The 24,724-nt window shown below is 73.3% G+C and carries 18 protein-coding genes; 4 read left to right on the top strand and 14 right to left on the bottom strand.

The features are described from left to right. Positions 1-219 precede the first annotated feature (219 nt). The 5 genes from O7617_RS17030 to dapE form a co-directional block, all read right to left on the bottom strand. Positions 220-3,684 carry a UvrD-helicase domain-containing protein gene (locus O7617_RS17030; protein ID WP_282256778.1) on the bottom strand — a complete coding sequence of 1,155 codons (3,465 nt, stop codon included), beginning with the start codon at positions 3,682-3,684 and terminating at the stop codon, positions 220-222. 55 nt (positions 3,685-3,739) lie between these two features. Beyond that, positions 3,740-7,255 (bottom strand): ATP-dependent DNA helicase, encoded by a 3,516-nt coding sequence (locus O7617_RS17025; protein ID WP_282256777.1) that lies wholly within the window; start codon positions 7,253-7,255, stop codon positions 3,740-3,742. 154 nt (positions 7,256-7,409) lie between these two features. Continuing rightward, positions 7,410-7,955: a TIGR00730 family Rossman fold protein gene (locus tag O7617_RS17020; RefSeq protein WP_282256776.1), complete on the bottom strand. Its 546-nt coding sequence runs from the start codon at positions 7,953-7,955 to the stop codon at positions 7,410-7,412. Further along, positions 7,955-8,821: a TIGR00730 family Rossman fold protein gene (locus tag O7617_RS17015; RefSeq protein WP_282256775.1), complete on the bottom strand. Its 867-nt coding sequence runs from the start codon at positions 8,819-8,821 to the stop codon at positions 7,955-7,957. The genes O7617_RS17020 and O7617_RS17015 overlap by 1 nt, the downstream gene beginning before the upstream one ends. 363 nt (positions 8,822-9,184) lie before the next feature. Further along, entirely contained in the window at positions 9,185-10,258 is a 1,074-nt protein-coding gene (gene dapE / locus O7617_RS17010; protein WP_282256774.1) for a succinyl-diaminopimelate desuccinylase, read from the bottom strand. A gap of 77 nt (positions 10,259-10,335) precedes the next feature. On the opposite strand from dapE, the gene dapD reads away from it, so the two are divergent. Then, positions 10,336-11,295, top strand: coding sequence for a 2,3,4,5-tetrahydropyridine-2,6-dicarboxylate N-succinyltransferase (gene dapD / locus O7617_RS17005; RefSeq protein ID WP_282256773.1), 960 nt, complete (start codon positions 10,336-10,338; stop codon positions 11,293-11,295). Positions 11,296-11,346: 51 nt separating this feature from the next. Here dapD and O7617_RS17000 read toward each other — a convergent pair whose 3' ends face one another. After that, positions 11,347-14,643 carry a S8 family serine peptidase gene (locus O7617_RS17000; RefSeq protein WP_282256772.1) on the bottom strand — a complete coding sequence of 1,099 codons (3,297 nt, stop codon included), beginning with the start codon at positions 14,641-14,643 and terminating at the stop codon, positions 11,347-11,349. 161 nt (positions 14,644-14,804) lie between these two features. Between O7617_RS17000 and O7617_RS16995 the strand changes: the two genes are divergently transcribed. After that, on the top strand, positions 14,805-15,362 hold the full coding sequence (locus O7617_RS16995) for a sugar O-acetyltransferase (protein ID WP_282256771.1): 558 nt from the start codon (positions 14,805-14,807) through the stop codon (positions 15,360-15,362). Between the two features lie 69 nt (positions 15,363-15,431). Here the strand turns inward: O7617_RS16995 and O7617_RS16990 are convergent, their stop codons facing one another. The 5 genes from O7617_RS16990 to fdxA are packed head-to-tail and all read right to left on the bottom strand — an operon-like array spanning position 15,432 to position 19,205. Next, complete coding sequence (locus O7617_RS16990) at positions 15,432-16,079, bottom strand: nucleoside/nucleotide kinase family protein (protein ID WP_282256770.1); 648 nt, start codon at positions 16,077-16,079, stop codon at positions 15,432-15,434. Further along, positions 16,079-16,720: an SIMPL domain-containing protein gene (locus O7617_RS16985; protein WP_282256769.1), complete on the bottom strand. Its 642-nt coding sequence runs from the start codon at positions 16,718-16,720 to the stop codon at positions 16,079-16,081. Before O7617_RS16985 ends, O7617_RS16990 begins: the two co-directional genes overlap by 1 nt. 10 nt (positions 16,721-16,730) lie before the next feature. Then, on the bottom strand, positions 16,731-17,759 hold the full coding sequence (locus O7617_RS16980) for a prephenate dehydrogenase/arogenate dehydrogenase family protein (RefSeq protein ID WP_282256768.1): 1,029 nt from the start codon (positions 17,757-17,759) through the stop codon (positions 16,731-16,733). 16 nt (positions 17,760-17,775) lie between these two features. Further along, the gene (gene dapC / locus O7617_RS16975; protein WP_282264764.1) at positions 17,776-18,882 is read right to left on the bottom strand and encodes a succinyldiaminopimelate transaminase; all 1,107 of its coding nucleotides are present in this window, start codon (positions 18,880-18,882) and stop codon (positions 17,776-17,778) included. Further along, a complete protein-coding gene (gene fdxA, locus O7617_RS16970) occupies positions 18,879-19,205 on the bottom strand; it encodes a ferredoxin (RefSeq protein ID WP_030490464.1) in 327 nt (108 codons plus the stop codon). Before fdxA ends, dapC begins: the two co-directional genes overlap by 4 nt. Before the next feature lie 78 nt (positions 19,206-19,283). On the opposite strand from fdxA, the gene O7617_RS16965 reads away from it, so the two are divergent. Further along, positions 19,284-20,363 (top strand): GNAT family N-acetyltransferase, encoded by a 1,080-nt coding sequence (locus tag O7617_RS16965; RefSeq protein WP_282256767.1) that lies wholly within the window; start codon positions 19,284-19,286, stop codon positions 20,361-20,363. Between the two features lie 152 nt (positions 20,364-20,515). On the opposite strand, the gene O7617_RS16960 is transcribed toward O7617_RS16965, so the two are convergent. The 3 genes from O7617_RS16960 to mshB all read right to left on the bottom strand — a co-directional run bounded on the left by O7617_RS16960 (position 20,516) and on the right by mshB (position 22,441). Beyond that, on the bottom strand, positions 20,516-20,980 hold the full coding sequence (locus O7617_RS16960; protein ID WP_282256766.1) for a hypothetical protein: 465 nt from the start codon (positions 20,978-20,980) through the stop codon (positions 20,516-20,518). Between the two features lie 82 nt (positions 20,981-21,062). Continuing rightward, entirely contained in the window at positions 21,063-21,497 is a 435-nt protein-coding gene (locus O7617_RS16955) for a hypothetical protein (protein WP_282264763.1), read from the bottom strand. 17 nt (positions 21,498-21,514) lie between these two features. Beyond that, complete coding sequence (gene mshB / locus O7617_RS16950; RefSeq protein WP_282256765.1) at positions 21,515-22,441, bottom strand: N-acetyl-1-D-myo-inositol-2-amino-2-deoxy-alpha-D-glucopyranoside deacetylase; 927 nt, start codon at positions 22,439-22,441, stop codon at positions 21,515-21,517. Between the two features lie 86 nt (positions 22,442-22,527). Between mshB and O7617_RS16945 the strand changes: the two genes are divergently transcribed. After that, positions 22,528-24,672, top strand: a complete 2,145-nt coding sequence (locus O7617_RS16945) for a prolyl oligopeptidase family serine peptidase (protein ID WP_282256764.1) — start codon at positions 22,528-22,530, stop codon at positions 24,670-24,672. The last annotated feature ends 52 nt before the right edge of the window (positions 24,673-24,724 follow it).

Genomic DNA, 24,724 nt, shown 5'->3' with positions numbered 1-24,724 from the left:
GTCTCCTTGACGGAACGTCGGGCACGCACGTGTTGCGTGCCCGAAGAGGAGCGCTCCGCGCGGGGATGCGCGAATCGCCTGTCGCTTCTGGTCGCCCCGCCCGGAGAACTCCGGACACAACAAAGAGCGCCTGGGGCCACAATCCCGCCAGGCGCACACAGAGTCTCTGGTAACCAAAACTGCAACCCGGCCAACCTACCACGGATCTTCCCGTCCCGGTCAATGGTTGGCGGAATCTTCGGGCAACTGGGTGATCATGGCCGTGAGCCCCGCCACGTCCAGCAGATCGGTGGGCCGGACCGTCACGCCGTGTCGGACGTAGTGGAACGCGGCGCCCACCCGGTCGACCGGCACACCGGCCAACTCCGCCCAGGCCAACCGGTAGACGGCCAACTGCACGGCGGCCACCTCCGCCGCCGGCCCGGTCGGCTGCGCGCCGGTCTTCCAGTCGACCACGTCGAACCGCCCGCCCGGCCGGGCGAAGACCGCGTCCATCCGCCCTCGCACCACGACACCGGCGATCACCGTGGCGAACGGCACCTCCACCTCCACCGGTGAGCGATCGGCCCACTCGCTGGACAGGAACCGCTCCTGAAGCTCGACGAGCGCCTCGTCGGGCGCGGCATCGGCGTCGGCCGCACCGGGCAGCTCGTCCAGATCCAGCAGGCGGTCGGCGCCGAAGCGCTGCTCCAACCAGGCGTGGAAGGCGGTACCCCGACGGGCGTACGGGTTGGGCTCGGTCGGCACCGGTCGGCGCAGCGTACGGGCCAGCCCTGCCGGGTCACGCCGCAACGCCACCAGTTGGGTCACGCTCAGCTGCCCGGGCAGGGGCACCTCGACCGCACCGGAGAGCCTGGTCAGTTCGGCCCGTTCGGCAAGCAGCAGATCCGCCTCGCGTTGCCAGCGCGCCACTTCCGGGTCCGCCTCCGGGTCCGCCTCCGGCTCGACCCTCGCCACCGACCTGGCGGGCACCGATCCCACCGGCCCGGCGGGCACCGCCCCGACCGGCCCAGCGGGCACCGGTCCCACCGGCCCGACGACCACCGCGCTCGGACCGCCGGTCATCAACCGGCGCACCAGCCCGGCCGCCTCCGCGAGCGCCGGCCGGCGGCCACCCAGCGGGTCGGCCGGCCACTCCGCACGCAGCACCACCTCGGCCGTGGGATTCGTCGCGTCCGGGGTCGGCTCCGGGGCCCACACGTCGATCAGGTGCCCCGGCCCGCCGTCGAGGCAGGCGTCGTACACCTCGCGGAGGAAGACCGACGGACCTCGCGGTCGCTTGGTGCCCTCCCCCCACCAGTAGCCGGAGCAGAGCAACAGGCGGCGCGGCCGGGTCACCGCCACGTACGTCAGCCGGCGCTCCTCCCGCTCGTCGTGGGCCCGCCACGCGTCGGTGAAGTCGGTCACCGCCCGAGCAACCGCCCGCTGGTCGGCCGCCTCGTCGAGCGCCAACTCGGGCAACCCGTCGGCGTCACCGCGCAGCGGGAACGGCAGCACACCGAGCCCACCCAGCCAGTGATCGGAGTTGCGGACCGGGCCCGGCCACACCCCACGGCTCAGCCCGGCCACCGCCACCACATCCCACTCCAGTCCCTTGGCGGCGTGCGCGGTGACCACCTGCACCGCGCCCTCCACCACCTCGACCTCGCCCGGCGCCAGACCGCGCTCCTCGTCCTCGGCGGCGGCCAGGTAGGACAGGAAGCCGGCGAGCGTCGCGCCAGGAGTCTCCCCGCTGAAGCGCGCCGCCACGTCCCCCAGCGCGTCCAGGTGACCCCGGGCCAGGCCCGCGTCACCGGCACCGTCCCGACCGGCCCGCACCGCCACCTCCACGTCCAGGCCGATGGTCCGCTCGATGTCGGCGATCAGGTCCGGCAGGGCCTGGTCCAGCCGGTAGCGCAGCAGGGCCAACTCCAGCCCGTACGCGCGCAGCCGCGCGAAACCCTCCGCCGAGTACGCCTGCGCCGGGCCCAGATCGGCCAGGGCCTCCACCAGAGTCGCCTCGTCCAGCAGGTCCGGGCTGATGTCCGACGCCTCGTCGGCGGCGACCTGCCGCCGGGCGTTCGCGATCGCCCGAGCCCTCCGGTGCAGCGCCACCAGGTCCCGGGGGCCGATCCGCCACCGGGCGCCGGTGAGCAACCGCAACAACGCGGCACCGTCGGTCGGGTCGGCCAGCACCCGCAACGTGCACACCACGTCGCGAACCTCGGGAGTGTCCAGCAGACCGCCCAGCCCGACCACCTCCACCGGGAGACCGCGCTCACGCAGCGCCGACTCGATCGCCGGGATCTGGCTGCGGACCCGGACCAGCACGGCCGTCGTCGGGCGCTGCGCCACCGGGATGTGCTCGGCCGCCGCGCCCGGCATCCGGGCCGCCCCACGCCAGGCGGCGAGCACGCTGTCGGCGATCCAGTCCGCCTCGTCGGCGTACGTCGACAGCATCGCGCAGTGCACCGTGCCCCCGGCCGCACCGCTCGGGCTGCGGTGCGGGATCGGGTCCCGGACGGTCAGCGCGGAACGCAGCTCCGGCACCCGGGCCCCGGCCGCGCGCAGCGGAGTGGAGAGCGCGTTCGCCACCCGGAGGATCTCCGGGCGGTTACGCCAACTCGTGGTGAGACCGAGCGCCTGGGCGGGCTGACCGTCGGTGCGGGCGAACTCGGTGGGAAACCGGTCCAGGGTGCCGGCGCTGGCTCCGCGCCAGCCGTAGATGGACTGGCACGGGTCGCCCACGGCGGTCACCGGGTGACCGCCGCCGAACAGCGCGTTGAGCAGCACCACCTGGGCGTGGCTGGTGTCCTGGTACTCGTCGAGCAACACCACCCGGAAACGATCCCGCTCGATCTGACCGACCGCCGGGTGGTCCCGGGCCACCCGGGCCGCCCGGGCGAGCTGGTCGGCGAAGTCCATCGCCTCGAAGTCCTCCTTGCGCCGGGCGTACGCCCGCACCAGCGGCAGCAGGCGCAGCCGGGTCTGCTGCAGGGTGAGCGCCTTGCGCACGTCGGCGTACACCCGACCCGGCCGGGACTGCACCTCGGCGAAGAACCGACCGGTCCACGCCGCCAGTTCGTCCGGTGCCACCAGGTGCTCGTCCAACTCACCGGCGAGCGCCAGCACCGCGTCGGTGATGGTGCTCGGCATCCGGTCCACCTCGGACATGTCGCCGTCGTAGTTACGCACCAGCAGGTCGACCAACTGCCACCGCGACGCCTCGGTCAGCAGCCGGGTGGACGGCTCGTAGCCGGCCCGGAGCCCGTGCTCGGTGACGATCCGCCCGGCGTAGGAGTGGTAGGTGGAGACCGTGGGTTCACCGGCGAGCGGATCGTCCAGCGGATCCCGGCCCTGCCGACCGACCCGGCGGATCAGCTGGTCGAGCCGGGTACGGACCCGGTGGGCCAGCTCCCCGGCCGCCTTCCGGGTGAAGGTCAACCCGAGGATCTGCTCCGGACGCACGTACGAGTTGGCCACCAACCAGACCACCCGAGCGGCCATCGTCTCGGTCTTGCCCGACCCGGCGCCCGCGACCACCAGCAGCGGCTCCACCGGCGCGGCGATGATCGCGGCCTGCTCCCGGGTGGGTGCCGGCAACCGCAGCAGCTTGGCCAGCTCGGTCGGGGTGTACCGAGGTCCGGAGTCGGCCAGCCGGGGCGTCGGCGCGGGGCCGGCACCGAACAGGGTGGGCTGGGTCACTGTGTCATCTCAGTTCGGGACTGCGGGGCTCGCAACACCGGCTCACTCCTCGCCCTCACGGATTCTCCGGGGGACGGACGGTGGGCGGCTCGACCACCTGGCGTCCCTGCCCGGAGACCGGGCAGCTGGTCCGCACCGGGCAGACCCGGCACTTCGAGTTGGCCACCGCGGCGAACGTGGCGGCCGCCATCGTATCGGCGGTCCGCCGGACCAGTGCCGTCGCCCAGCCGGCCGCCGGTCCCTCGCCGACCGCCGGCTGGTTCTGCTCCCGTGCGTCCTTGGCGGAGGTGCCGAGCTGGACCAGCGCGGCGCCGCCCGACTCGTCCCCGAACTCGGCGAACGCCCCCGCCTCCACGGCCGCCTGGTAGGCGCCGAGCTGCGGGTGTTCGGCCAACTCGGCGCCGGTGACTGCGGTGGACTTGCCGGTCTTCAGGTCGATCACCACGAGCCGCCCGGCCTCGTCGACCTCCAACCTGTCGACCCGACCGGCCAGCTCCACCGGTCGGTTCGGGTCGTCCAGGCGGACGGCGAACTCGTGCTCGATGGCGAGCAGCCGCCGCGGGTTGGTGGCCAACCAGCGCAGCAGCTTGTCGACCATCGCCTCGGCGCGCTCGCGCTCCGGCCCGGCCATCCACCTGGCGGCCAGCTCGATGGCGTCGAACCGGGCGGCCACGTAGTCGAGCAGAGCGCCCCGGTCGGCGCTGGCGTCCTCGGCGAGCATCGCGGCGGCGTGGACCAGGTTGCCCACCCCCTGCGCCGTGCTGGTCGGACCGCTGCCGCCGTGCCGCTCCAGCAACCAGCGCAGGCTGCACCGCAGTGCGCTCTCCATCGCCGACGGGGTGACCCGCACCGGCTCGCCCTCGTCGACGAGCGGCCGGTCGTCGGAGAGCGCGCGCAACCCCCACCAGTCGTCCGGGTGCGCGCCGGGCACCCCGGCGGCGGCGAGCCGGGCCAGCTCGGCCGCCGCGGCGCGCCGTCGGCCCGCCGGAGCGGCCGGGTCGATGATTGCGGTACGCAGCTCCGCGACCAGCGCCGGCAGCGTGAGCGCCCGAGGTGGACGGGTCACCGGCAGCGCCCCGGGACGGTCCGCTGCACCGTCGTCCATGTCGCCGCCGCCGGGCCCGCCGTCATCGGTCCCGCGCGGACCGGGCGGCCCGGTCGGGTCGGCCGGCCCAGCGCCGTTCGGCGGTCGGGGCGGCGTGCTGGGGACCAGCTCGTGCAGGAACCGGCTCGGTTGTTCCTCGTGGTCGTCACCGCCGACGGCGGCCGATGCGACGGCGCTGACCAGCAGCCGGTGTCGGGCCCGGCTGATGGCGACGTGGAAGAGCCGGCGCTCCTCGTCCAGCAACGCGGAGGTCTGACCCACCACGTTGGCCGCCGTCGCTCCGTCGACGGACCGACCGGCCAACACGTCGACCAGCCGCTCGGAGCCGAGCAGGCTGCCGCGCAGTCGCAGGTCCGGCCAGATGCCCTCCTGCACGCCGGCCACCGCGACCAGGTCCCACTCCAGGCCCTTCGCGGCGTGCGCGGTGAGCAGCCGCACCGCCTCGCCCCGGTCGGCGGTCGGCGCGATGGTGTCCGCCGGCAGGTCCTGGGCCAGCACGTGGTCGAGGAAGACCTCGGTGCGGGCACCGGGCAGGCGGTCGGTGAACCGGGCCGCCGCGTCGAAGAGCACCAGCACGGCGTCTAGGTCGCGGTCGGCCGCCTCGGCCCGGCGCCGCCGGGCGAGATCACCCTCACCGGCCGCCGGTCGCCCCTGGATGATCGCGCCCGCCCAGCGCTCGGCGAGGTTGCTGGCGTGCCAGACCGCCCAGAGCACGTCCTCCGCCGTCGACCCGGGTCGAGCGGCGGCGTCCCGCGCGCAGGCCAGCAGCCCGGCCACCGCCTGCGCCGGCTCGGCCCAGCGCCGGTCGATGTCGGCCAGCTCCGCCGGATCCCGCAGCGCCTCGACGATCAGCTCCCCGGACGGGCGTCGGTCACCCCCGGCCAGCGCGAGCGCGCGCAGGCCCTGCCGCAGCCGCCGCTCGGCCAGCGGGTCGGCGCCGCCCAGCGGCGAGTGCAGCAGCGCGACCGCCGCCTCCTCGTCCAGCCGGTCCGGTTCGAGCGCGCACCGCAACAGCAGCAGCAGAGGTGCGACCGCCGGTTGCAGGTGCAGGGGCAGATCCTCACCGTGCACCACTGTGGGTACGCCGGCCGCGTGCAGCGCCCGTCGCAGGGTGGGCAGCTGCAACGCGGTGGACCGCACCAGCACCGCCATCCGCGACCAGGGCACGCCGTCGAGCAGGTGCGCCGAGCGCAACGAGTGGGCCAGCCAGGCGGCCTCGCTGGTCGCCGAGCGGAACGTGTGCACCTCGACCGCCCCGGGTGGCGCGTCCGGCAGCGGGTGCAGCCGGCGGTGCGCCGCCGGACCGCGCAGCCGGCGGCCCAGCCGGGCGACGGCCGCGAGCAGATCCGGCCCGGCCCGGTACGACGTGGTCAGCAGCACCTGCGCGGCGGGTGCCCCGGAGGCGGTGCGGAAGCGGTGCGGGAACGTGGTCACCCCGGCCGGGTCGGCACCGCGGAAGGCGTACGTGGAGGAGTCCGGGTCGGCGAACGCGACGAGTGAGGTGCCTCCCCCGGCGATCACCGACAGCAGCTCCATTTGGGCGGGGTCGGTGTCGGCCAGCTCGTCGAGGTACACGTGGGCGAGTCGGCGGCGCTCGGCGGCCAGCAGTTCCTCGTCGTCGCGCAGCAGCCCGGTGGCCGCCCGGACCAGCTCGGCCGGGTCGTACGCGATGGAGCCCCGGTTGCTGACATCGCGCAGCGCGAGCACCGACACGTACTCCCGCAGGAAGCGGGCGGCGGCCGGCCAGTCGTCGCGGCCGAGCTTCTCGCCCAGCCGGGCCAGGTCGACCGGGCCCACGCCCCGCTCGGCGGCACGCATGAGCAGGTCGCGTAGCTGACCGGCGAACGCCCGGGTCCGCAGCGCGGGGCGCAGGTCGCTCGGCCAACCGACCGGGTCGTCCTCGGGCTCCTCGCCCACCACGTCCAACAGCTCGCGGATGATCAAATCCTGCTCGGGGCCGGTGAGCAGCCGGGGCGACGGCTCACCCCGCTCGGCGGCGGCCCGGCGGAGCAACCCGAAGGCGTACGCCGGGAAGGTGCGCACCAGCGGCTCGCGCAACACGCGGTGGCCGTCCTGCGCGATGCGGGCCTCGATGCGCTGACGCAGCGCGGTGGCGCCGCGCCGGCCGAAGGTCAGCACCAGGATGCGTTCGGGGTCGACGCCCTCGGCCACCCGGGCGGCGACCGCCTCGACCAGGGTGCTGGTCTTGCCGGTGCCCGGGCCGCCGAGCACGAGCATCGGCCCGTCGGTGTGCCCGACCACCTCGGCCTGCACCGGATCGACCCGTCGGCCCGGCGGTGCGCCCATCGCGCCGCCCGCCCGGTCGGTCGACCCGCTGCCACCGGCAGCCGGGATGCCGTGGTCGGAGTGCGCGGCGTCGCCGGCGGCCACGGTGCCGCCGCCAGGCACGCCGTCGCCCTCCCGCGCCGGCCCACCGGACCGCCGCACCAACCGGTACGCCTGCATCAGCTCATCCCATCAAACCCGTACGACACCCACCCGCCCCGGCCCGGCCCGGCCCCACCCCACCATCCAGCTCCGTCGATCATGAGGTTAGCGGCGCGACACGCCGACAGCGGCACCGCTAACTTCATGATCAACCAGAGGGGGCGGGGCGGGATCAGGTCAGGTGGGACTCCAGGGCGTCCAGGGCCTCGGGGACGGTGGTGGCCACCATGAGGAGGTCGCGGCCGGGGGTCTTCAGGAAGTGCTGGTCGGTCAGGCTGTCGAGCCAGTCCAGCAGGGGTCGGAAGAAGCCGTCGGTGTCGATCAGCACCATCGGCTTGGCGTGCAGGGCGAGGGTCGCGGTGGTCCAGACCTCGAACAGCTCGTCCAGGGTGCCCAGCCCGCCCGGCAGGGTGAGGAAGGCGTCCGACTTCTCGATCATCAGGGTCTTGCGGCTGGCCATCGAATCGGTGACCAGCAGTTCGTCCGAGGCCAGGTCGGCGACCTCCAGATCGACGAGCGACTGCGGGATCACCCCGAGGGTCCGCCCACCGGCGGAACGCGCGCCGTCCGCCAGGGTTCCCATCATGCCGACGCAGCCACCGCCGCTGACCAGCGTGTGCCCGCGCCGGGCCACCTCGGCGCCGGTCTCGGCGGCCAGGTCCAACCAGCGCTGGTCCAGGGTGCGGGACGAGGCGCAGAAGACGCAGATCGCCGCCATCAGTTGTCCCGCGGCTGCTCGGCGGCGGCCTGTTCGGCGGCGGCCTGCTGGTCCGCCCCGGTCCGGGCGACGACCTCGTCGCGGATCGCCTCCTGCTCGGCGGAGAGTGCCGCCTCCGCCTCGACGATGTGCCGGACCGCCGCGTTGACGTCGTCGGTGAGGCAGATCAGCTCCAGGTCCACCGGGCCGATCTTGCCGTCGGCGGCCATGGTGTCGCGCAGCCAGTCCAACAGCCCCTGCCAGTACGCGGTCCCCATCAGCACCACCGGGAACCGGGTGACCTTGCCGGTCTGCACCAGGGTGAGCGCCTCGAACAGCTCGTCCATGGTGCCGAACCCGCCGGGCAGCACCACGAACGCCTGGGCGTACTTGACGAACATCGTCTTGCGGGCGAAGAAGTAGCGGAAGTCGATGGCCAGGTCGACCCACTCGTTGATGCCCTGCTCGAACGGCAGCTCGATGCCGAGCCCGACGGAGAGCCCGCCCGCCTCGCTGGCACCACGGTTGGCGGCCTCCATCACACCGGGCCCACCCCCGGTGATCACCGCGTAGCCGGCTCGGGCGAGCGCACCGCCCAGCTGCTCGGCGAGCTGGCACTCGGCGCTGTCCGGCCCGCTGCGGGCGGAGCCGAAGACGCTGACGGCCGGCGGCAGGTCGGCCAGGGTGTCGAAGCCCTCGACGAACTCGGAGAGGATGCGCAGCGCGCGCCAGGCGTCCTTGGTCTTCCAGTCGCTGCGGCCCCGCGAATCCAGCAACCGCTGGTCGGCGGTGCTGCTCGGAATCGCCCCTCTGCGCAGGGTGACCGCGCCCCGGTGCCGCTCCTGTCCGGGACCGCGACCGGCCTCCCGCCCGTTGCTCTGGCTCATGGAGCAACCGTAGTGGAGCAGCACCCGTCGGGTGCGCGGGGCGGAGACGCCGAGAAATAGTTCGCGATCAAGGGCAACTATTCGGCTCTCCCGTACGTCTTACTATTCACATACCGGGTATGCCCGGGCGCGCGCCTTCGGGGGAGGAGACAGCGTGATCAGTAACAGCGAGATGATCCGGATCCGTCGCCAGATGCAGCGACGGATCCGAGACGTGGTGGCCGAACGCCGCCGCACCCGAGACCTGAGCCTCTCCCCCGCAGCCCCCGCGTCGACCGGATCCGATCAAGAGGTTTGCGTCGCCGACAACGGGCCAGGCTGACGCAAACCTCTTGATCACCGGGGCGAAGGCCCCGCGCCCGGTCAGACCGGGGCCAGCCAGCGGTGCAGGGTCGCCGCGCCGTCGCGGATCTTGCTGATCTCGACGTGCTCGTCGGGGTGGTGGGCGAGGTTCGGGTCACCGGGGCCGAAGTTCAGCGCGGGGATGCCCATGGCCGCGAAGCGCGCCACGTCCGTCCAGCCCAGCTTGCCGATCGGCGCGGCACCCACCGCCGCCAGGAACTCCTTCGCCGGAGCCGCCTCCAGCCCGGGGGCTGCGCCCGGCGCGATGTCGGTCACCTTCACCTCGAAACCGGCGAACACCTCCCGCAGGTGCGCCTCCGCCTCGGCGGGGCTGCGATCCGGGGCGAACCGGTAGTTGACCTCGACCTCACAGTGGTCGGGGACCACGTTGCCGGCCACTCCACCGCCGATCCGCACCGCGTTCATGCCCTCGCGGTAGTCGCAGCCGTCGATGGTGACCCGACGCGCCTCGTACGTCTGGAGGCGTCGCAACACCTCACCGGCGGCGTGGATGGCGTTCACCCCGTGCCAGGAGCGCGCCGAGTGCGCGCGTACCCCGGTCGTGGTGACCACCGAACGCATGGTGCCCTGGCAGCCCGCCTCGACGATGCCGTACGTCGGCTCCAGCAGCACCGCGAAATCCGCCTCGAGCCACTCCGGGTACGCCTGGGCGACCAGGTTCAGCCCGTTGTACCGGGACTCGATCTCCTCGGCCTCGTAGAAGAAGTAGGTCACGTCGTACCGCGGGTCGGGCAGGGTCACCGCGAGGTGCAGCGCGTACGCGGTGCCGGACTTCATGTCGGAGGTGCCACAGCCGTACATCAGGTCGCCGCGCATCGTCGACGGGAAGTTGTTGTTCAGCGGCACGGTGTCCAGGTGCCCGGCCAGCACGACGCGCTGCGACCGACCGAGGTCGGTGCGCGCCATCACGGTGTTGCCGTGCCGGTGGGTGCTCAGGTGCGGCACACCGCGCAGGACCTCTTCGACGCAGTCGGCGATCGCCTTCTCGTTGAGGGACACGGACTCTATGTCGACCAGAGCGCGGGTCAGCTGCACCGGATCGGCGAGGACCTCGGGGGTCAGCGGGTTCTCCATGAATCGCACGGTACCTTCAGGGCTGTCAGCGTGAGCAGTGAGCTGAGGCCAGCCGGCCGCTACCGAGAGGTGTAACAGTGACGTCCGCAGATTCGGCCTGGGGCATCGGCCTGGCCACGGTCACCGCAGACGAGCAGGTGCTCGACACCTGGTACCCCACCGGCAAGCTGGGCCTGGGTGAGCTGCCGCTGGTCTCCGGCGAGGACAAGGCGGACGTGCTCGACCTGCCGCCGGCCGCGCTCGGCGACCGGTCGCTGCCCGGTCTGCGTACCGTGCAGGTGGTCACCGTGATCGGCTCGCTGGACGACCCGATCAAGGACGCGTCCGACGCGTACCTCCGTCTGCACCTGCTCTCGCACCGCCTGGTGCTGCCCAACCAGCTCAACCTGGACGGCATCTTCGGCAAGCTGGCCAACGTGGCCTGGACGTCCGCCGGGCCGTGCCCACCGGAGCGAGTGGACGAGCTGCGGGTGATCGAGCGTGCGGCGGGCCGGCACCTGTCGGTGTACGGGGTGGACAAGTTCCCCCGGATGACCGACTACGTGGTCCCCTCCGGCGTGCGGATCGCCGACGCCGACCGGGTCCGCCTCGGCGCCCACCTGGCCGCCGGCACCACGGTGATGCACGAGGGCTTCGTGAACTTCAACGCCGGCACCGTCGGCACCTCGATGGTCGAGGGGCGGATCGTGCAGGGCGTGCTCGTCGGCGACGGCTCCGACATCGGCGGTGGCGCCTCGATCATGGGCACCCTATCCGGAGGCGGCACCGAGAAGATCAGCATCGGTGAGCGGAGCCTGGTCGGCGCGAACGCCGGGGTCGGCATCACGCTCGGCGACGACTGCGTGGTCGAGGCCGGCTGCTACATCACCGCCGCGTCGAAGGTCACCCTCCCGGACGGCCGGGTGGTCAAGGCCCGCGAGCTGTCCGGTGTCGACGGGCTGTTGTTCTGGCGCAACTCGGTGACCGGCGCGCTGGAGGCGAAGCCGCGCACCGGCCGGGGCATCGAGCTGAACGCCGCCCTGCACGCCAACGACTGACGTCCCCGCCGGGTCCGCGGCGCTCGGCCGCGGACCCGTCGGGGGTACGCCTCAGCGCAACCGGTACGCCTGGATGATCTTTTCGGTCACCGTGTTGCCGGCGGCGTCCTTCGCGGTTGCCCGCAGGGACGCGTAGCCGGGCCCGGCGGGATGCCGGACAGTCGCCGTCCAGCCCTGCCCGCCGTGCCGGACCCGGGCGGACTGCCAGGTCTTGCCTCCGTCGTAGGAGACGTCCACGGTCAGCTTGGTCACCCGCGACGCGGCAGCGCCGGGCTGACGCTGCACCTGCACCGGGATGATCAGACTCCGTCCGGCGGGAGCCGAGTTGTCCACGCTCAGCGGTGGCCTGAACCGGATGGCCGACACCGGCAGTTGACGGTGGTCGTCCCCGCCGACGTGCCGGGAGCGGAACGTCCACGTGGTGCTGACCTCGGTGCTCAGGTCGGTGAAGCTCCGCTTGGCCGACACCTCCAACCGGTAACGGGCGTTATCGGGCGGCACGGTGAACTGCCCGAATCCCGGCTCCGCCGACTCACCGACCAGTTTGCCGTCGCGGTAGAGGGCGGTCCGGCCTTCGTCGGTGACCGAGAATCCGGCGTGCCCGTCGGCGTCGCCGTACACCGGCACTCCCACCTGGATCTCGTCACCGAGTCGACTGATGCTCTGACCAGGCCAGCGCGGCGCCGGGAAGGACGGCCCGTACGGCGCGCTGTTCCAGCTCTCCCGGGTGTGCCGCCCGGGCTGGTACGCCCTCGGGTCGGCGGCCAGATTCGCCTTCAGGTCGATCCAACCCTCCTCGGTGACGACCCCGAACATCAGCTCCGGGGACCACCGCACCGCGTTGGTGCTGTAGTGCTCGACCCGCTGCCCCGGCATCGTGGTGGGCAGGCCGATCGCCCAGCCACCCGAGTCGGGTTCGAGGTGGGGGAAGACCACCCGCTCGGCGACCAGGCCCGGATAGCCACCCCGGAACTGGTGGGTGACGCTCGCCAGGTCCCTGCTCCGGTAGGTCTTGTCGAAGCCCGTCGGCATCCGGCCGGGAATCGTCTCGGCGAGCGCGTACAGGTAGGGGCTGTCCGCCAGCTCGGCTGTCGCCCACTGACTGCTGATCGTCGAGACGAACCGTTCGGCGGACGCCGCCCGGCCGAGGTGCCCGGTGGCCAATCCGGTGAAGTCGAACGCGAGCAGGCCGAACCCGAATCCGTTGTCGCCCTCCAGGAACAGCGCCGTGATGTCCACGAGCGCCGGCACGGCCGTGGGCTCCGGGACCGCCGTACGCACCGGCCGGGCCTTCCGGTCGTCGACGGTCACCGCGGTGTCGCTGTCCAGGAGCAGCTCCGGTTGGGCGAACTGGGTGGCACCGTCCGCGAAGAAGAGGATGCTGGCGAGCCCGTAACGGCCCTTGGGCAACCGCACGTCGACGGTGCCGTCCGGGTCGTACACGTCGTAGGTCCGGAAGGTCTCCAGGTCGATCAACGTGGTGACGTGGTCGGTCGCGGGCGCTCCGGTGGAATCCAGGTGGCGCACCGTGAGCTGGTAGCTCTCCACCTCCCGGTGCACGGCGATCGGGGTGACCGCGACGGTCTCCCCGGAGCGGGCCACGATCCGCCCGGTCCAGTAGCCGTCGGTCCCGATCCGGGTGTCCGCGGTGACCGTGGTGCCGGCGGTGCCGCCCCCGGGCACGGTGACCTGGGTCGCCGCCAGGGTGAACAGGCCCGCCGGTGCCGGCTGGCCCTCCGGCCCGGTCACCTCGAGGGTGAGGTCCAGGGTGATCGGGTTCGGCCCGTCGTTGCGCCAGTCGACAGTGCGGGTGACCGGGACGTCGTCGTCGTGCGGCCAGGCCGGTTGCCCGAAGCCGACGCTGACCGGGTCGCTGACCACCCGCTGGGAGATCGCCCGGGCCACGTCGACCCGGCCGGCGCCCTGCTGGAACGAGGTCTGCTCCGGGTGCGGCTTCGCCGACGCCATCAGTGTCGCCTTGAGCTGGGCCGCAGCCCAGTCGCTGTGCTGCTGGGCGATCAGCGCCACCGCGCCGGTGACGTGCGGTGCGGCCATCGAGGTGCCGGAGATGGTGACGTAGGAGTCACCCACCGGATCGCCGAGCAGCGTCCCCTCGCCCCGGGCGGCGACGATGTCGACGCCGGGAGCGGTCAGGTCCGGCTTCAGCCCGCCGTCGCCCGCCCGGGGGCCTCGGCTGGAGAAGTCGGCCAGGGCGTCGTCCCGGTCCACCGCGCCCACCGACAGCGCGGCCTCGGCCGTGCTCGGCGAGCTGACCGAGCCGTCGGTGCCGTCGTTGCCGGAGGAGATCACGAAGAGCGCGCCGGTCTGCGCGGTCAACGACTCGACGGCCGCCTCCAGCGGGTCGACCTCGGGCGTGTCGGTGCCGCCCAGACTCATGTTGATCACGTCGGCGTTCTGGTCGACGGCGGCCCACTGCATGCCGGCCAGGATCGCCGAGTCCGGGCAGCCGAAGTCCTCGCAGACCTTGCCGTTGAGCAGCGTGGCGTCCGGCGCGACGCCCCGGTATCTCCCGCCCGAGGCAGCGCCACTGCCGGCGATGATCGAGGCGACGTGGGTGCCGTGGCCCACCGTGTCACCGGCGTCGGTGGCCTCGGTGAAGTTGTGCGACTCGGCGACCCGGCCCGCCAGGTCGGGGTGGTCGGCGTCGATGCCGGTGTCCAGCACCGCCACGCGTACGCCCTGGCCGGTGAAGCCCGCCTGATGCGCGGCCGGCGCGCCGATCTGCGGCACGCTGTGGTCCAGTGTGACGTGTCGGCGGCCGTCGAGCCAGATCCGGTCGGCGCCCCCCGCCGTGCCGACCCGGGCGTTCGCGCCGGTGAGCGCTGCCCAGACCGTCGCGACCTGCTTCTTGTCCGCCGTCGCGGCGACCCCGCCGATCGCGGGCAACTGCGCGGTGACGGTCAACCCGGCGGGTGCGGCGGTCCGCTGCCGAGCGGCCGCGTCGCCCGCGACGAGCACCGGCAGATCGTCCCGCCGGGCGTCGTCGTAACCGGCGCTGATCAGCCCGGTCACGTTGAACAGTCGCCGGTCGACCCGACCGGAGCGAACCAGCGGCACGGCGTCCTGCGGCAGCACGGTGAGCTGACCGCGGTCACGGGTGGTGACGAACCGCAGATGATCCCGGCCCGGCCCGGGCCGGACCGCAGCGGACCCGGACGCGGTGACGGTGACCCGGTCACCGGTGAGCAGGGTGACGGTCTTCGTGGTGGGGACGCCGGCCGCGGCACGCGGGGTGGCGTCGGGTGCGGTGCTGGTGGGTGGGCTGGCCACGGCGAGCGCTGGAGTGCCCAGGACGAGGGCTGCTACCGCGGCGGTGGCTGTGCTCATTCTGCTGCGTCGATGCAACGGATCCTCCTCGGTGGAGCGTCGATACCGATGACGGGGTTCCATAGACCGAAGTCAGTATTGCATACTCGGTATGCAGAAAAGGGGTCGAAAATATGACGGACCTGCCAACCCCGAGCAGGATGGCAGGCATCATCGACCGGATGACCTCCATGAAGGACCGCATGCTCGCCGGTGAGCCGTACCTCGCCGACGATCCCGAGATCATCGCCGATCTGGACCGCGCCGCCCGGCTGATGGAACGTTTCAACACCAGCGCCGCCACCGATCCACAAGCACGTCTCGCGGCGCTCCGTGACCTCCTCGGCGACCTGGGCGACGGCACCTGGATCCGCCCACCGTTCTACTGCGACTACGGATGGCAGATCCGGATCGGACCGCGCAGCTTCGTCAACTACAACGCCGTCTTCCTCGACGTCGCGGCGATCACCATCGGCGCCGACGTCCAGATCGGACCGAACGTCCAACTCCTGACCCCGACGCACCCGGTGGAGCCCGGTCCGCGCCGCGACAAGTGGGAGGCCGCCAGGCCGATCACCATCGAGGACAATGTGTGGCTCGGCGGCGGCGCCATCGTCCTCGCCGGCGTGACGATCGGTGCGAACACAGTGGTCGGCGCCGGCGCGGTGGTCACCCGGGACCTGCCACCCGACGTGGTCGCCGTCGGCAACCCCGCCCGGCCCGTCCGGGAGTTGGACTGACGGCCGCCACCCTCGACGGCCCGGTCAGGCCGCCGGTGGCAGCGCCGCTCGCCGCCCTCAACGGGCCGGTCAGGCCGCCGGTGGCTCGGGGAGGCGGACCACCAGGTCGGCTCGCTCAGCGGTGGGGGTGATCAGAGCCGCGTTGGCCTCGTCACTGCCGAGCGCCCACTCCCGGGCCTGCTCCGGCGACCGCCCGAACGCCTCGTGCCGGGCGGTCAACCGCCGGTGCCGAATCTCCGCGTCCAGGTCCAGGAACCACGTCTCGTGCAGCAGCGGCGGGATCTCCCACCACGGGTCGTCGGGCAGCAGCAGGTAGTTACCCTCGGTCACCACGAGTCGTACCGACGGCTGCACCTCGATCGCCCCGGCGATCGGCTCCTCCAGCTCCCGCCGGAACTCCGGAGCGTAGACCGAGGTCTGCTCCAGGCGGCGCAACCGACGCAGCATCGATACGTACCCGTTCGCGTCGAAGGTGTCCGCCGCGCCCTTGCGGTCCGCGCGACCCAGCCGGACCAACTGCGACTGGGCCAGGTGAAAACCGTCCATCGGCACCAGCCGGGCGGTCGGCCCCACCTCGGCGACGATCAACTCGGCCAGCGTGGACTTCCCGGCGCCGGGCGCACCGGCGATGCCGAGTAGTTGACGCGGCCCGGCCTCGGCCAACACCAACGCCCGCTCCACCAGCTCGTCGACGGACAGCACCTGGGCCGGCGGCATCAGTCGAGGACCGGTTCGCTGATCGTGAACCGAGCCTGCACCGCCGCCTGCACGGTCTGCGGCTGGGGATCCAACTCGAGCTCCGGCGCGCCCCCACCGGCCCCGGCGAACGCCGCCCGGGCGAACATCGGCCGGTCGGCCGGGCCGGCGTCGGCCAACTCGATCAGTGCGGTGACCCGGGCGCCGAGCGCCTCCGCGTACTCCCGGGCGCGCAGCAGCGCGTCACCGATCGCGGCGTGCCGGGCCTCCCGGTACGCGGGGCTGTCCGGCCGAAGCTCCCACCAGGGCCCGGCCACCTCGACCTGGTCCTGGTCGGCCAGCCGCAGCATCAGCTCGCCGAGAGCGGTGAAGTCGGTGACGGTGACGGTGGTGGTCACGCTGCCGTGCCAGGCGACCACCCGCTCGCCCGACCGCCGGGTCTCCGGCCGCACCCGCAGGTCGCCGGTCTCCCGCCGGGCCACCGTCGGCTCCGAGCCGTCGAGCAGCACCCGGACGGCGGCGGCCCGCTCGGCCAACCGGGTCAACGTCGCCTCCCGATCCCGGTCGCGCGCCGTCGCGGTGACCGTGAACCGGGCCAGCTCGGGCGGGACCTCCCGGTACGCCTCGCCGCGCACCTGCACCACCGGACCGTCCGCCACCATGCCCCTCAGCCTAGTCAGCCACCGGCAGCCGCGCGGTGTAGGAAACCGCCTCGGCGTCGACCCGGCACCCGGTCAGGTGCCCGCCGACGTCGCCCAGCCCGCGCAACCAGGTCACCTCGGCGGCCCTGTCGCCGCCGACCGGGAACTCCCGGGTCTCGCCGGTGAACAGCCGATCCGACAATGCGCAACGGGCGGCCCTGGCCTCCGCGTACCGGGCGACGAGGGCTGGCGCGTCGTCGGCCCGCAGGGCGGCGGCCAGCCCGTCCAGGAAGGCGCGGACCTCGGCCAACCCGTCCAGGACCCGGTCGCGGTTACCCAGCAGCATGTTCGCGGTCCGCTCGGCCGGAGTGCCGGCGACCCGCGTGCCGTCGGAGAAACTGCCCGCGGCCAGCGTCAGCACCGCGTCGCGCAGCGGCGCCCGCTGCGTCGCACCGGCCAACGCCCCGGCCAGCAGGTGTGGCACGTGCGAGGCGAGCGCCGCCGCCGAGTCGTGGGCCGACGCCGACATCGGCACGACGCGGGCGGCGAACACATCCACCAGCAGCCCGGTCAGCCAACGGAAGGCGTCCGTCGCGGCGCCCGGGGTCGGGCAGAGCACCCAGGCGGCGTTGGTCAACAGGGTCGGCGAGGCGGCGGTCAGGCCGGCCGACTCCGCGCCGGCCATCGGATGCCCGGGTACGAACCGGTCGGCCAGCCCGAGCCGACCGGCCGCCTCGGCCACCTCGACCTTGGTGCTGCCCACGTCGGTGAGCACACAGCCGGGCGCGGTCAGCTCGGCCACCCGGGCCAGGGTCAGCGGGAGAGTCGGCAGCGGGCCGCAGAGAAAGACCACGTCCCGACCGGACACGGCCTGCTCGATCGTGGCCGGGGCGACCACACCCCGGAGCTGGGCCCCCGCACGGGTGGCCGGGTCCGGGTCCCATCCGACGACGTCCAGGCCGGCCTCGGCCAGGCGCAGCAGCACGGAGCCGCCGATCAGGCCGGTGCCGATCACGGCTGCGCGCACCCCGGCGTACCGCCCGGTCGTGCCGTCGGTCATCGCCGGGCGCCCGGGGTCAGGCCCGCAGCCGGTCGGCGACCGCCGCGACGTGCGCGTCGGACTCGGTCAGTGCGACCCGGACGTACTGCCCGGCGGAGGGGCCGTAGAACACCCCGGCGGCGACCAGGATGCCCCGACGGGCCAGCCAGTCGACCGTCTGCCAGCAATCCTCACCGCGGGTGAGCCACAGGTAGAGACCCGCCTCGGAGTGCTCGACGGTGAACCCGGCCTCGGTGAACGCGGCCCGGAGCACCTCACGTCGGGCGCGGTAGCGCTCCCGCTGCTCCTCGGCGTGGCCCTCGTCGTGCAGCGCGGCCACCATCGCCGCCTGCACGGGCGCGGGCACGATCATGCCCGCGTGCTTGCGCACCTTCAGCAGCTCGGCGACGAGCGCCGGGTCACCGGCGACGAACCCCGCCCGGTAGCCGGCCAGGTTGGACCGCTTGGACAGCGAGTGCAGGGCCAGCACCCCGTCGTAGCTGCCGCCGCTGACCTGCGGGGACAGCACGGAAACCGGCTCCGCCGACCAGCCCAGAGGCAGGTAGCACTCGTCGCTGGCGACCACCGCGCCGCGCTCCCGGGCCCAGTCGACCACCTTGCGCAGGTGCGCCGCGGGCAGCACCCGCCCGGTCGGGTTGCCGGGCGAGTTGACCCAGACCAGCCGGACCCGCGAGGTCGGCCCGACCGAGGTGAGCGAGTCGGTGCGCACGACGGTGGCGCCGGCCAGCCGGGCGCCGTCCTCGTACGTCGGGTACGCGATCGACGGCACCACCACCACGTCACCCGGGCCGATGCCGAGCAGGGTGGGCAGCCACGCGACCAACTCCTTCGAGCCGATCGTCGGCAGCACTCCGAGACCGTCGACACCAGCGCCGCAGGCCCGGGACACCCATGCCGCGATCGCGGCCCGCAACGCGGGCGTACCGGCGGTCAGCGGGTAGCCGGGAGCGTCGGACGCTTCAGCCAGGGCTCGACGGATCACCTCGGGCACCGGGTCGACCGGCGTACCCATGGAGAGGTTGATCAGGCCCTCCGGATGCGCTGCGGCCAGGGTGGCCGCGGCGTCCAGGGTGTCCCAGGTGAACTCGGGCAGCCGCGACGAGACCGGCGCGGGCCGGTTCAGTGGCCCTCGCCGCGCGGCGGCTGCGCGGCGACGAAGGTGGCGTCCTTCTCCACCTTGCCGACCTTCGAGGCGCCACCGGGCGAGCCCAGGTCCTCGAAGAACTCGTAGTTGGCGCCGGTGTAGTCCTTCCACTGCTCCGGGACGTCGTCCTCGTAGAAGATCGCCTCCACCGGGCAGACGGGCTCACAGGCACCACAGTCGACGCACTCGTCGGGGTGGATGTAGAGCATCCGGTTGCCCTCGTAAATGCAGTCGACCGGGCACTCCTCGATGCATGCCTTGTCGAGCACATCCACGCACGGCTCGGCGATGATGTAGGTCACCGGTCTTCTCCTCCGCAGACACGTCGCGATCTCCCGCGACGGTAAGAGCCTAGTATCTCGCCGGGGAGGGGGTCGATCGTGCTCCGACAGCAGGATGTGGGACACCGAATTGTGGTCCGCCGGATTGTGGGGATTCGCGAAGGCCGCCCGCTCTTCTCCGATGCCCTCGGCGAGCTGGTGGAGCTGAGCGAGACTCATCTCACCCTGGCCACGGCGAAGGGGCCGCTACGGGTTCCGGTGGCCCAGGTCCACCGCGCCAAGCGGGTGCCGGCGACCCGTCGACCGACTGCGGCGGCCGTCGTGGCACTGGAGCGGGCCGCAGACGAGGCCTGGCCGGCACCGACGCGCGGCCGACTCGGCGACTGGCTGCTCCGGTCGGCGGACGGCTGGACCGGCCGGGCCAACTCGGCGCTGCCGATCGGCGACCCGGACCGGCCGCTGCTGGCCGCCGTGGACGCGGTGGAACGCTGGTACGCCGAGCAGGGCCAGCCCGCGATGATCAATACGCCGCTGCCGCTCGCCGCACCGGTCGGCGGCGAGCTGGACGCCCGCGGCTGGACCGCCCGCCCGCCGACACTCGTGCAGACCGCACCACTCCCCCTGCCGCCCGAGGGTCCGCCCGCCCCACGACAGGGTGGCGCGATCACCGCCACGCCCGGCGCCGCTGGGGCGCAGAACGACGAGGTCGCCGAGCCGCCCGCCGACGTCGAGGAGCCGGGCACCGCTGCGGTCGCCGACGCCGAGTCGCCGCCCGGCGCGGTCGTCGAGCTGCGCACGGCGCCGAGCGAGCCGTGGCTGGCCGTCGCCGCCGGCCGCAAGGGCGGCCTACCGGAGGCCGCCCGACACGTGCTCACCGCCGTGGACCAGGTCCGCTTCGCCCACGTGTACGTCGACGGCGCGCTGGTGGCTGTCGGCCGGGGCACGGTGACCGGCGAGGGGCGCTGGTTGGGCCTCAGCCTGATCGAGGTGCTGCCGGACGCCCGCCGGCAGGGGCTGGCGCGGCGCGTGATCCACGAACTGACCGCCTGGGGCGTGTCGGTCGGCGCGACACACGCGTTCCTCCAGGTCGAGCAGCACAACACGGCCGCGGTCACGCTCTACCGACGGCTCGGCTTCACCACCCACCACACCTACCTGACCCGGGTCGCCCCGCACTGAAGCCTGACCACCCGGGGCCGCCCAGCGATCGGTCCGGGCGCTGATCCACTCGCGTTCACGGAAACCGGGCCATCCGATGCGCCCTGACCCCGCGACTTCCTGAAATCCGAGTCGATCACCGCCCAGCACGCGAGCGGCGCACGCGGGCCGGGTCAGCGGCGGACGACCCGGCGGGGCTTGGCGGCCCTCACCTCGGCGTACCGCTTGAGCTGCTGCGAGCGGTAGTCCCGCCCGAGCGCGGTCAGCACCAGATAGCCGACCAGCAACCCGGCGCCGGTGGCGAGCAGGTAGAGCCAGATCTGGGCGAAGAACGTCGGCGCGCCGCCCGCGAAGGGGTTGTGACCGATCAACAGGGGCCCGACCAGCACGGTCAAGACCATCGCCATCGGCACCACGAGGGCCATGTCGGCCGCCCAGCCCGCCAGCGGCCGACGACGACCCCAGCGGAAGGCGACCACCGCCAGGATCAGCCCGATCACCGCGAACATCGCCAACGACACCCGGTCGGCGGCGGTGTCGTCACCCTCGAAGCCGAACCGGATGATCAGCCGGGCGACCACGTTCACCGCGAACAGGGCCGCAACGAGCACCCCGATGTCACGCCACCGCTTGTCCATCACCGGACCTCCCGCCGTACGCCCCGTCGTGGGGCCCCCATCTCTGGCAGGAATATCTACCACCCCTACCTGGGTGACGTCATCAGCCGCCGAGGGTGTGCGGCGGGGCGAGGATCTGCCGGAAGCCCATCACCGCGAAGGTCATCGCACCCGCCACGATCATGGCCAGGCCGACCCAGTTGTCGCCGGCCAGCAGCAGGTCGCCCTCGCTGGTCCGGAGGGCGGCCACCGCCATCAGCGCGAACCACGGCACCGCCGGCAACGCCACCGCCCACCTACGGCCGACCGCCTCGTACGCGAACCAGCTCAACGCGATGTTCGCGCCGACTGCCACGACCACTGACACGCCGATCAGGTGACCACCGACGCGGACCGTGGCCAGCAGCAACTCCAACACCCCGGTCAGCACCCCGGCCACCACCACGACGATCGCGCCGGCCACCCGCAGGCCCAGGTCCAGCAGGCGCGGCGGCGGTCCCGCCGGGGGCGGGGCGGCCTGGTCGTCGACGACCGTCATCGGCGCGGCGGGCGAGGTCACCGGAGACCGGCCGCCGCGACCGGAGACCGGTCCGGGGCGGTCTCCAGGGGCAGCCCGGCGAAGAGGTCGTCCTCCCAGCCGTACGGCCCGGTGCCCGGACCCTTCCCGCCGACGGCGAGGGTGAAGTACTCCACGCCCATGAACTCGCCGCCGAAGTTACCGGCGATCGAGTAGAGCCAGGAGTCGGCCGGGATCTGGGTGGCGTGCGCCCGCATCGCGGCTTCCTTGGCCAAATGCTGGTCGGTGCCGTCGATTCGGGCGGCGATCTCCGCGTCCGGGGTGCCGAAGGGCAGGTCGGCGATGTCCTCGATGCCGCCGAACGGGTTGTCCGAGGATTCCGCGAACTGCGTCATCCCGGCCTCCAGCACACTGAGCGGCATCGCCGTCCAGTAGACCTTGAGCGGGGCGCAGCCCTCGGCGGCGGCCAACTCGACGGCGCGCATCGCCACCCGGTGCGCCTGGATGTGGTCGGGGTGGCCGTAGAAGCCGTTCGGGTCGTACGTGACGAGCACCTGCGGGCGTACCTCCCGCATGATCTCGACCAGGTGCCCGGCGGCCTCGTCGAGGTCGGCCTGCCAGAAGGCCCGCGGGTGTTCGTTGGTCGCGAGCCCCATCATGCCCGAGTCGCGGTAGCGGCCCGCGCCCCCGAGGAAGCGGTGGTCGGTGACGCCGAGCGCGGCGCACGCGGCGGTCAGCTCGGCGATGCGGTACCCGCCGAGCTGGTCGGCCTCGGCGGCGACGAGCTGGGCCAGCGCGGGGACGTGCACCTCACCCTCCTCGCCGAGGGTGCAGGTCACCAGCGTGACGTGCGCGCCGTCGGCGGCGTAGTGGGCCATCGTCGAGCCGGTGCCGATCGACTCGTCGTCGGGGTGCGCGTGGACCAGCAGCAGGCGGCGGTCGGGCAACATCGTCACGCCGGTCACTCTAACCGGCGGTTCCCCCCGGTCGGCGCTGACGCGTCCGCCCAGGTCGGCCACATCACCTGCGGTCCGGCTCTACGATTTGGTCTGTGGACTTTCCGGAGCTGGCCGCCCGCACCCACCGGTTCAGCCACGGCGCGCCACGCGCTGTCTCGGTGGCCGAGGACGGCTCCCGGGTGATCTTCCTGCGCTCCGCCGGGCCGGAGGATCCCGCGGACGCGCTCTGGATGCTGGACGTGGCCACCGCCGAGGAGCGCCTGGTCGCCGACCCGGCGACGCTGCTCGGCGAGGACGGGGACGTCAGGTCCCTCTCCCCCGGCGAACGCGCCCTGCGGGAACGGCTGCGGCTCAGTGCCGCCGGCATCGGCTCGTACGCACTGGACGCCGCCGGCCGGGTCGCCGTGTTCGCGCTGGCCGGGCGGTTGTTCCGGGCTGACCTGGTGCACGGTGACGTGGTGGAGGTGGCCGCCGTCGGCCCGGTGCTGGACCCGCGTCCGGACCCGACCGGGCAGCGGCTGGCGTACGTGACCGACGCGGCCGAGGGTGTGCGCCGGGGCGAACTGCGGGTGATCGACCCGGACGGGACCGACACCCTGCTGGCCGGCGAGGACGCCGGGGTGAGCTGGGGCTTGGCCGAGCACATCGCGGCTGAGGAGTTCGGCAGGTACCGGGGCTACTGGTGGGCTCCGGACGGTCGGTCGGTGCTCGCCGCCCGGGTCGACGAGTCTCGCCTGGAACGCTGGCACCTGCACGACCCGGCCCAACCGGCCAGCCCACCGACGGCCGTCGCGTACCCCCGAGCCGGTGGGCCGAACGCCGAGGTCAGCCTGCACCTGCTCGACCTGGACGACGGCTGGGTCGACGTGCACTGGGACCGGGAGACCTACCCGTACCTCACCGGGGTCAGCTGGGGCGAGGGCAGCCCGTTGATCACCGTGCTGCGCCGCTCACAGCAGCACGGGCTGGTGTTGGCGGTGGACCCCCGCACGGGGGAGACGCAGGTGCACGCGGAGCTGGCCGACCCGCGTTGGGTCGAGCCGATCGCCGGCACCCCGGCGCACCTGCCGGACGGCCGGGTGCTGGTCGGCGGGGAGTTGGCCCATGACGGGTACGACGCACGGTGCTTGTTCGCCGACGGCACCCTGCTCACCCCGCCGTCGCTGTACGTACGCCGGGTGGTCGGTCGGCTGCCGGCCGCCTCCGGCCCGGCGGACCTGCTGGTCGAGGCGAGCGACGGCGAGCCTAGCGAGCGTCACCTGTTCCGGATCCGCACCACCATCGGCGGTGGGGTGGACGCGCGGCGACTCACCACCGACTCCGGCTGGTACACCGCCGCGGTCGGCGGGGACGTGCTGGCGGTCGGTGTCGCGTCACTGGACCACGCCGGGGTGCACTGGACGGTGCGGCGCGGTGACCAGGAGCTGGCCGAGCTGCGGTCGTTCGCCGCCAACCCGCCGTATGCTCCGCTGCCGCTGCTGGAACGGGTGACCGACCGGCGGCTGCCGGCGGCGGTGCTCTACCCGGACAACCACGTGACGGGTCGACGGTTGCCGGTGCTGCTGGACATCTACGGCGGGCCGGGGCACCAGGAGGTCGTGGCGGCGCGGGCCGCGTGGTTGGAGCGGCAGTGGTGGGCCGACGCCGGGTTCGCGGTGGTCACCATCGACAACCGGGGTACGCCGGGAGTGGCCCCCTCGTTCGAGAAGGCGATCCACCGCCGGGTCGCCGACGTGATCCTCACCGACCAGATCGACGCGCTGACCGCACTCGCCGGCAAGCACCCGGACCTGGACCTGAGCCGGGTGGGGGTGCGCGGCTGGTCGTTCGGCGGCTGGCTGGCCGGGTTGGCGGTGCTGCGCCACCCGGAGCTGTTCCGCTGCGGCATCGCCGGCGCGCCGGTGACCGACTGGGCGCTGTACGACACCGCGTACACCGAGCGTTATCTGGGGTTGCCGGAGGACGGCATGGACGTCTACGCGCACCACTCGCTCGTCGAGTTGGCCGCCGAGCCGGTCACCGGCCCGGACCAGGCCCGCCCGTTGCTGCTGGTGCACGGTCTGGCCGACGACAACGTGGTGGCCGCGCACACGCTCCGGCTGTCGGCGGCCCTGCTGAGCACCGGTCGCCCGCACGCCGTGCTGCCGCTGACCGGCGCCACCCACATGGCCGCGAACGGCACCGCCGAGCGTCTGCTTCCACTGGAGCTGGAGTTCCTCCGGACCCATCTGCTGTAGCCGGGATCCGGCCTCAGTCCGATCCCCGGGACGCGGCCCCCCTGCCGACAAC

This window comes from Micromonospora sp. WMMD1155 (genome assembly GCF_029581275.1).
Classification (GTDB): Bacteria; Actinomycetota; Actinomycetes; order Mycobacteriales; family Micromonosporaceae; genus Micromonospora.
Note: the sequence above shows the minus strand (reverse complement) of the source record. Positions and strands in the feature narration are given on the sequence as shown.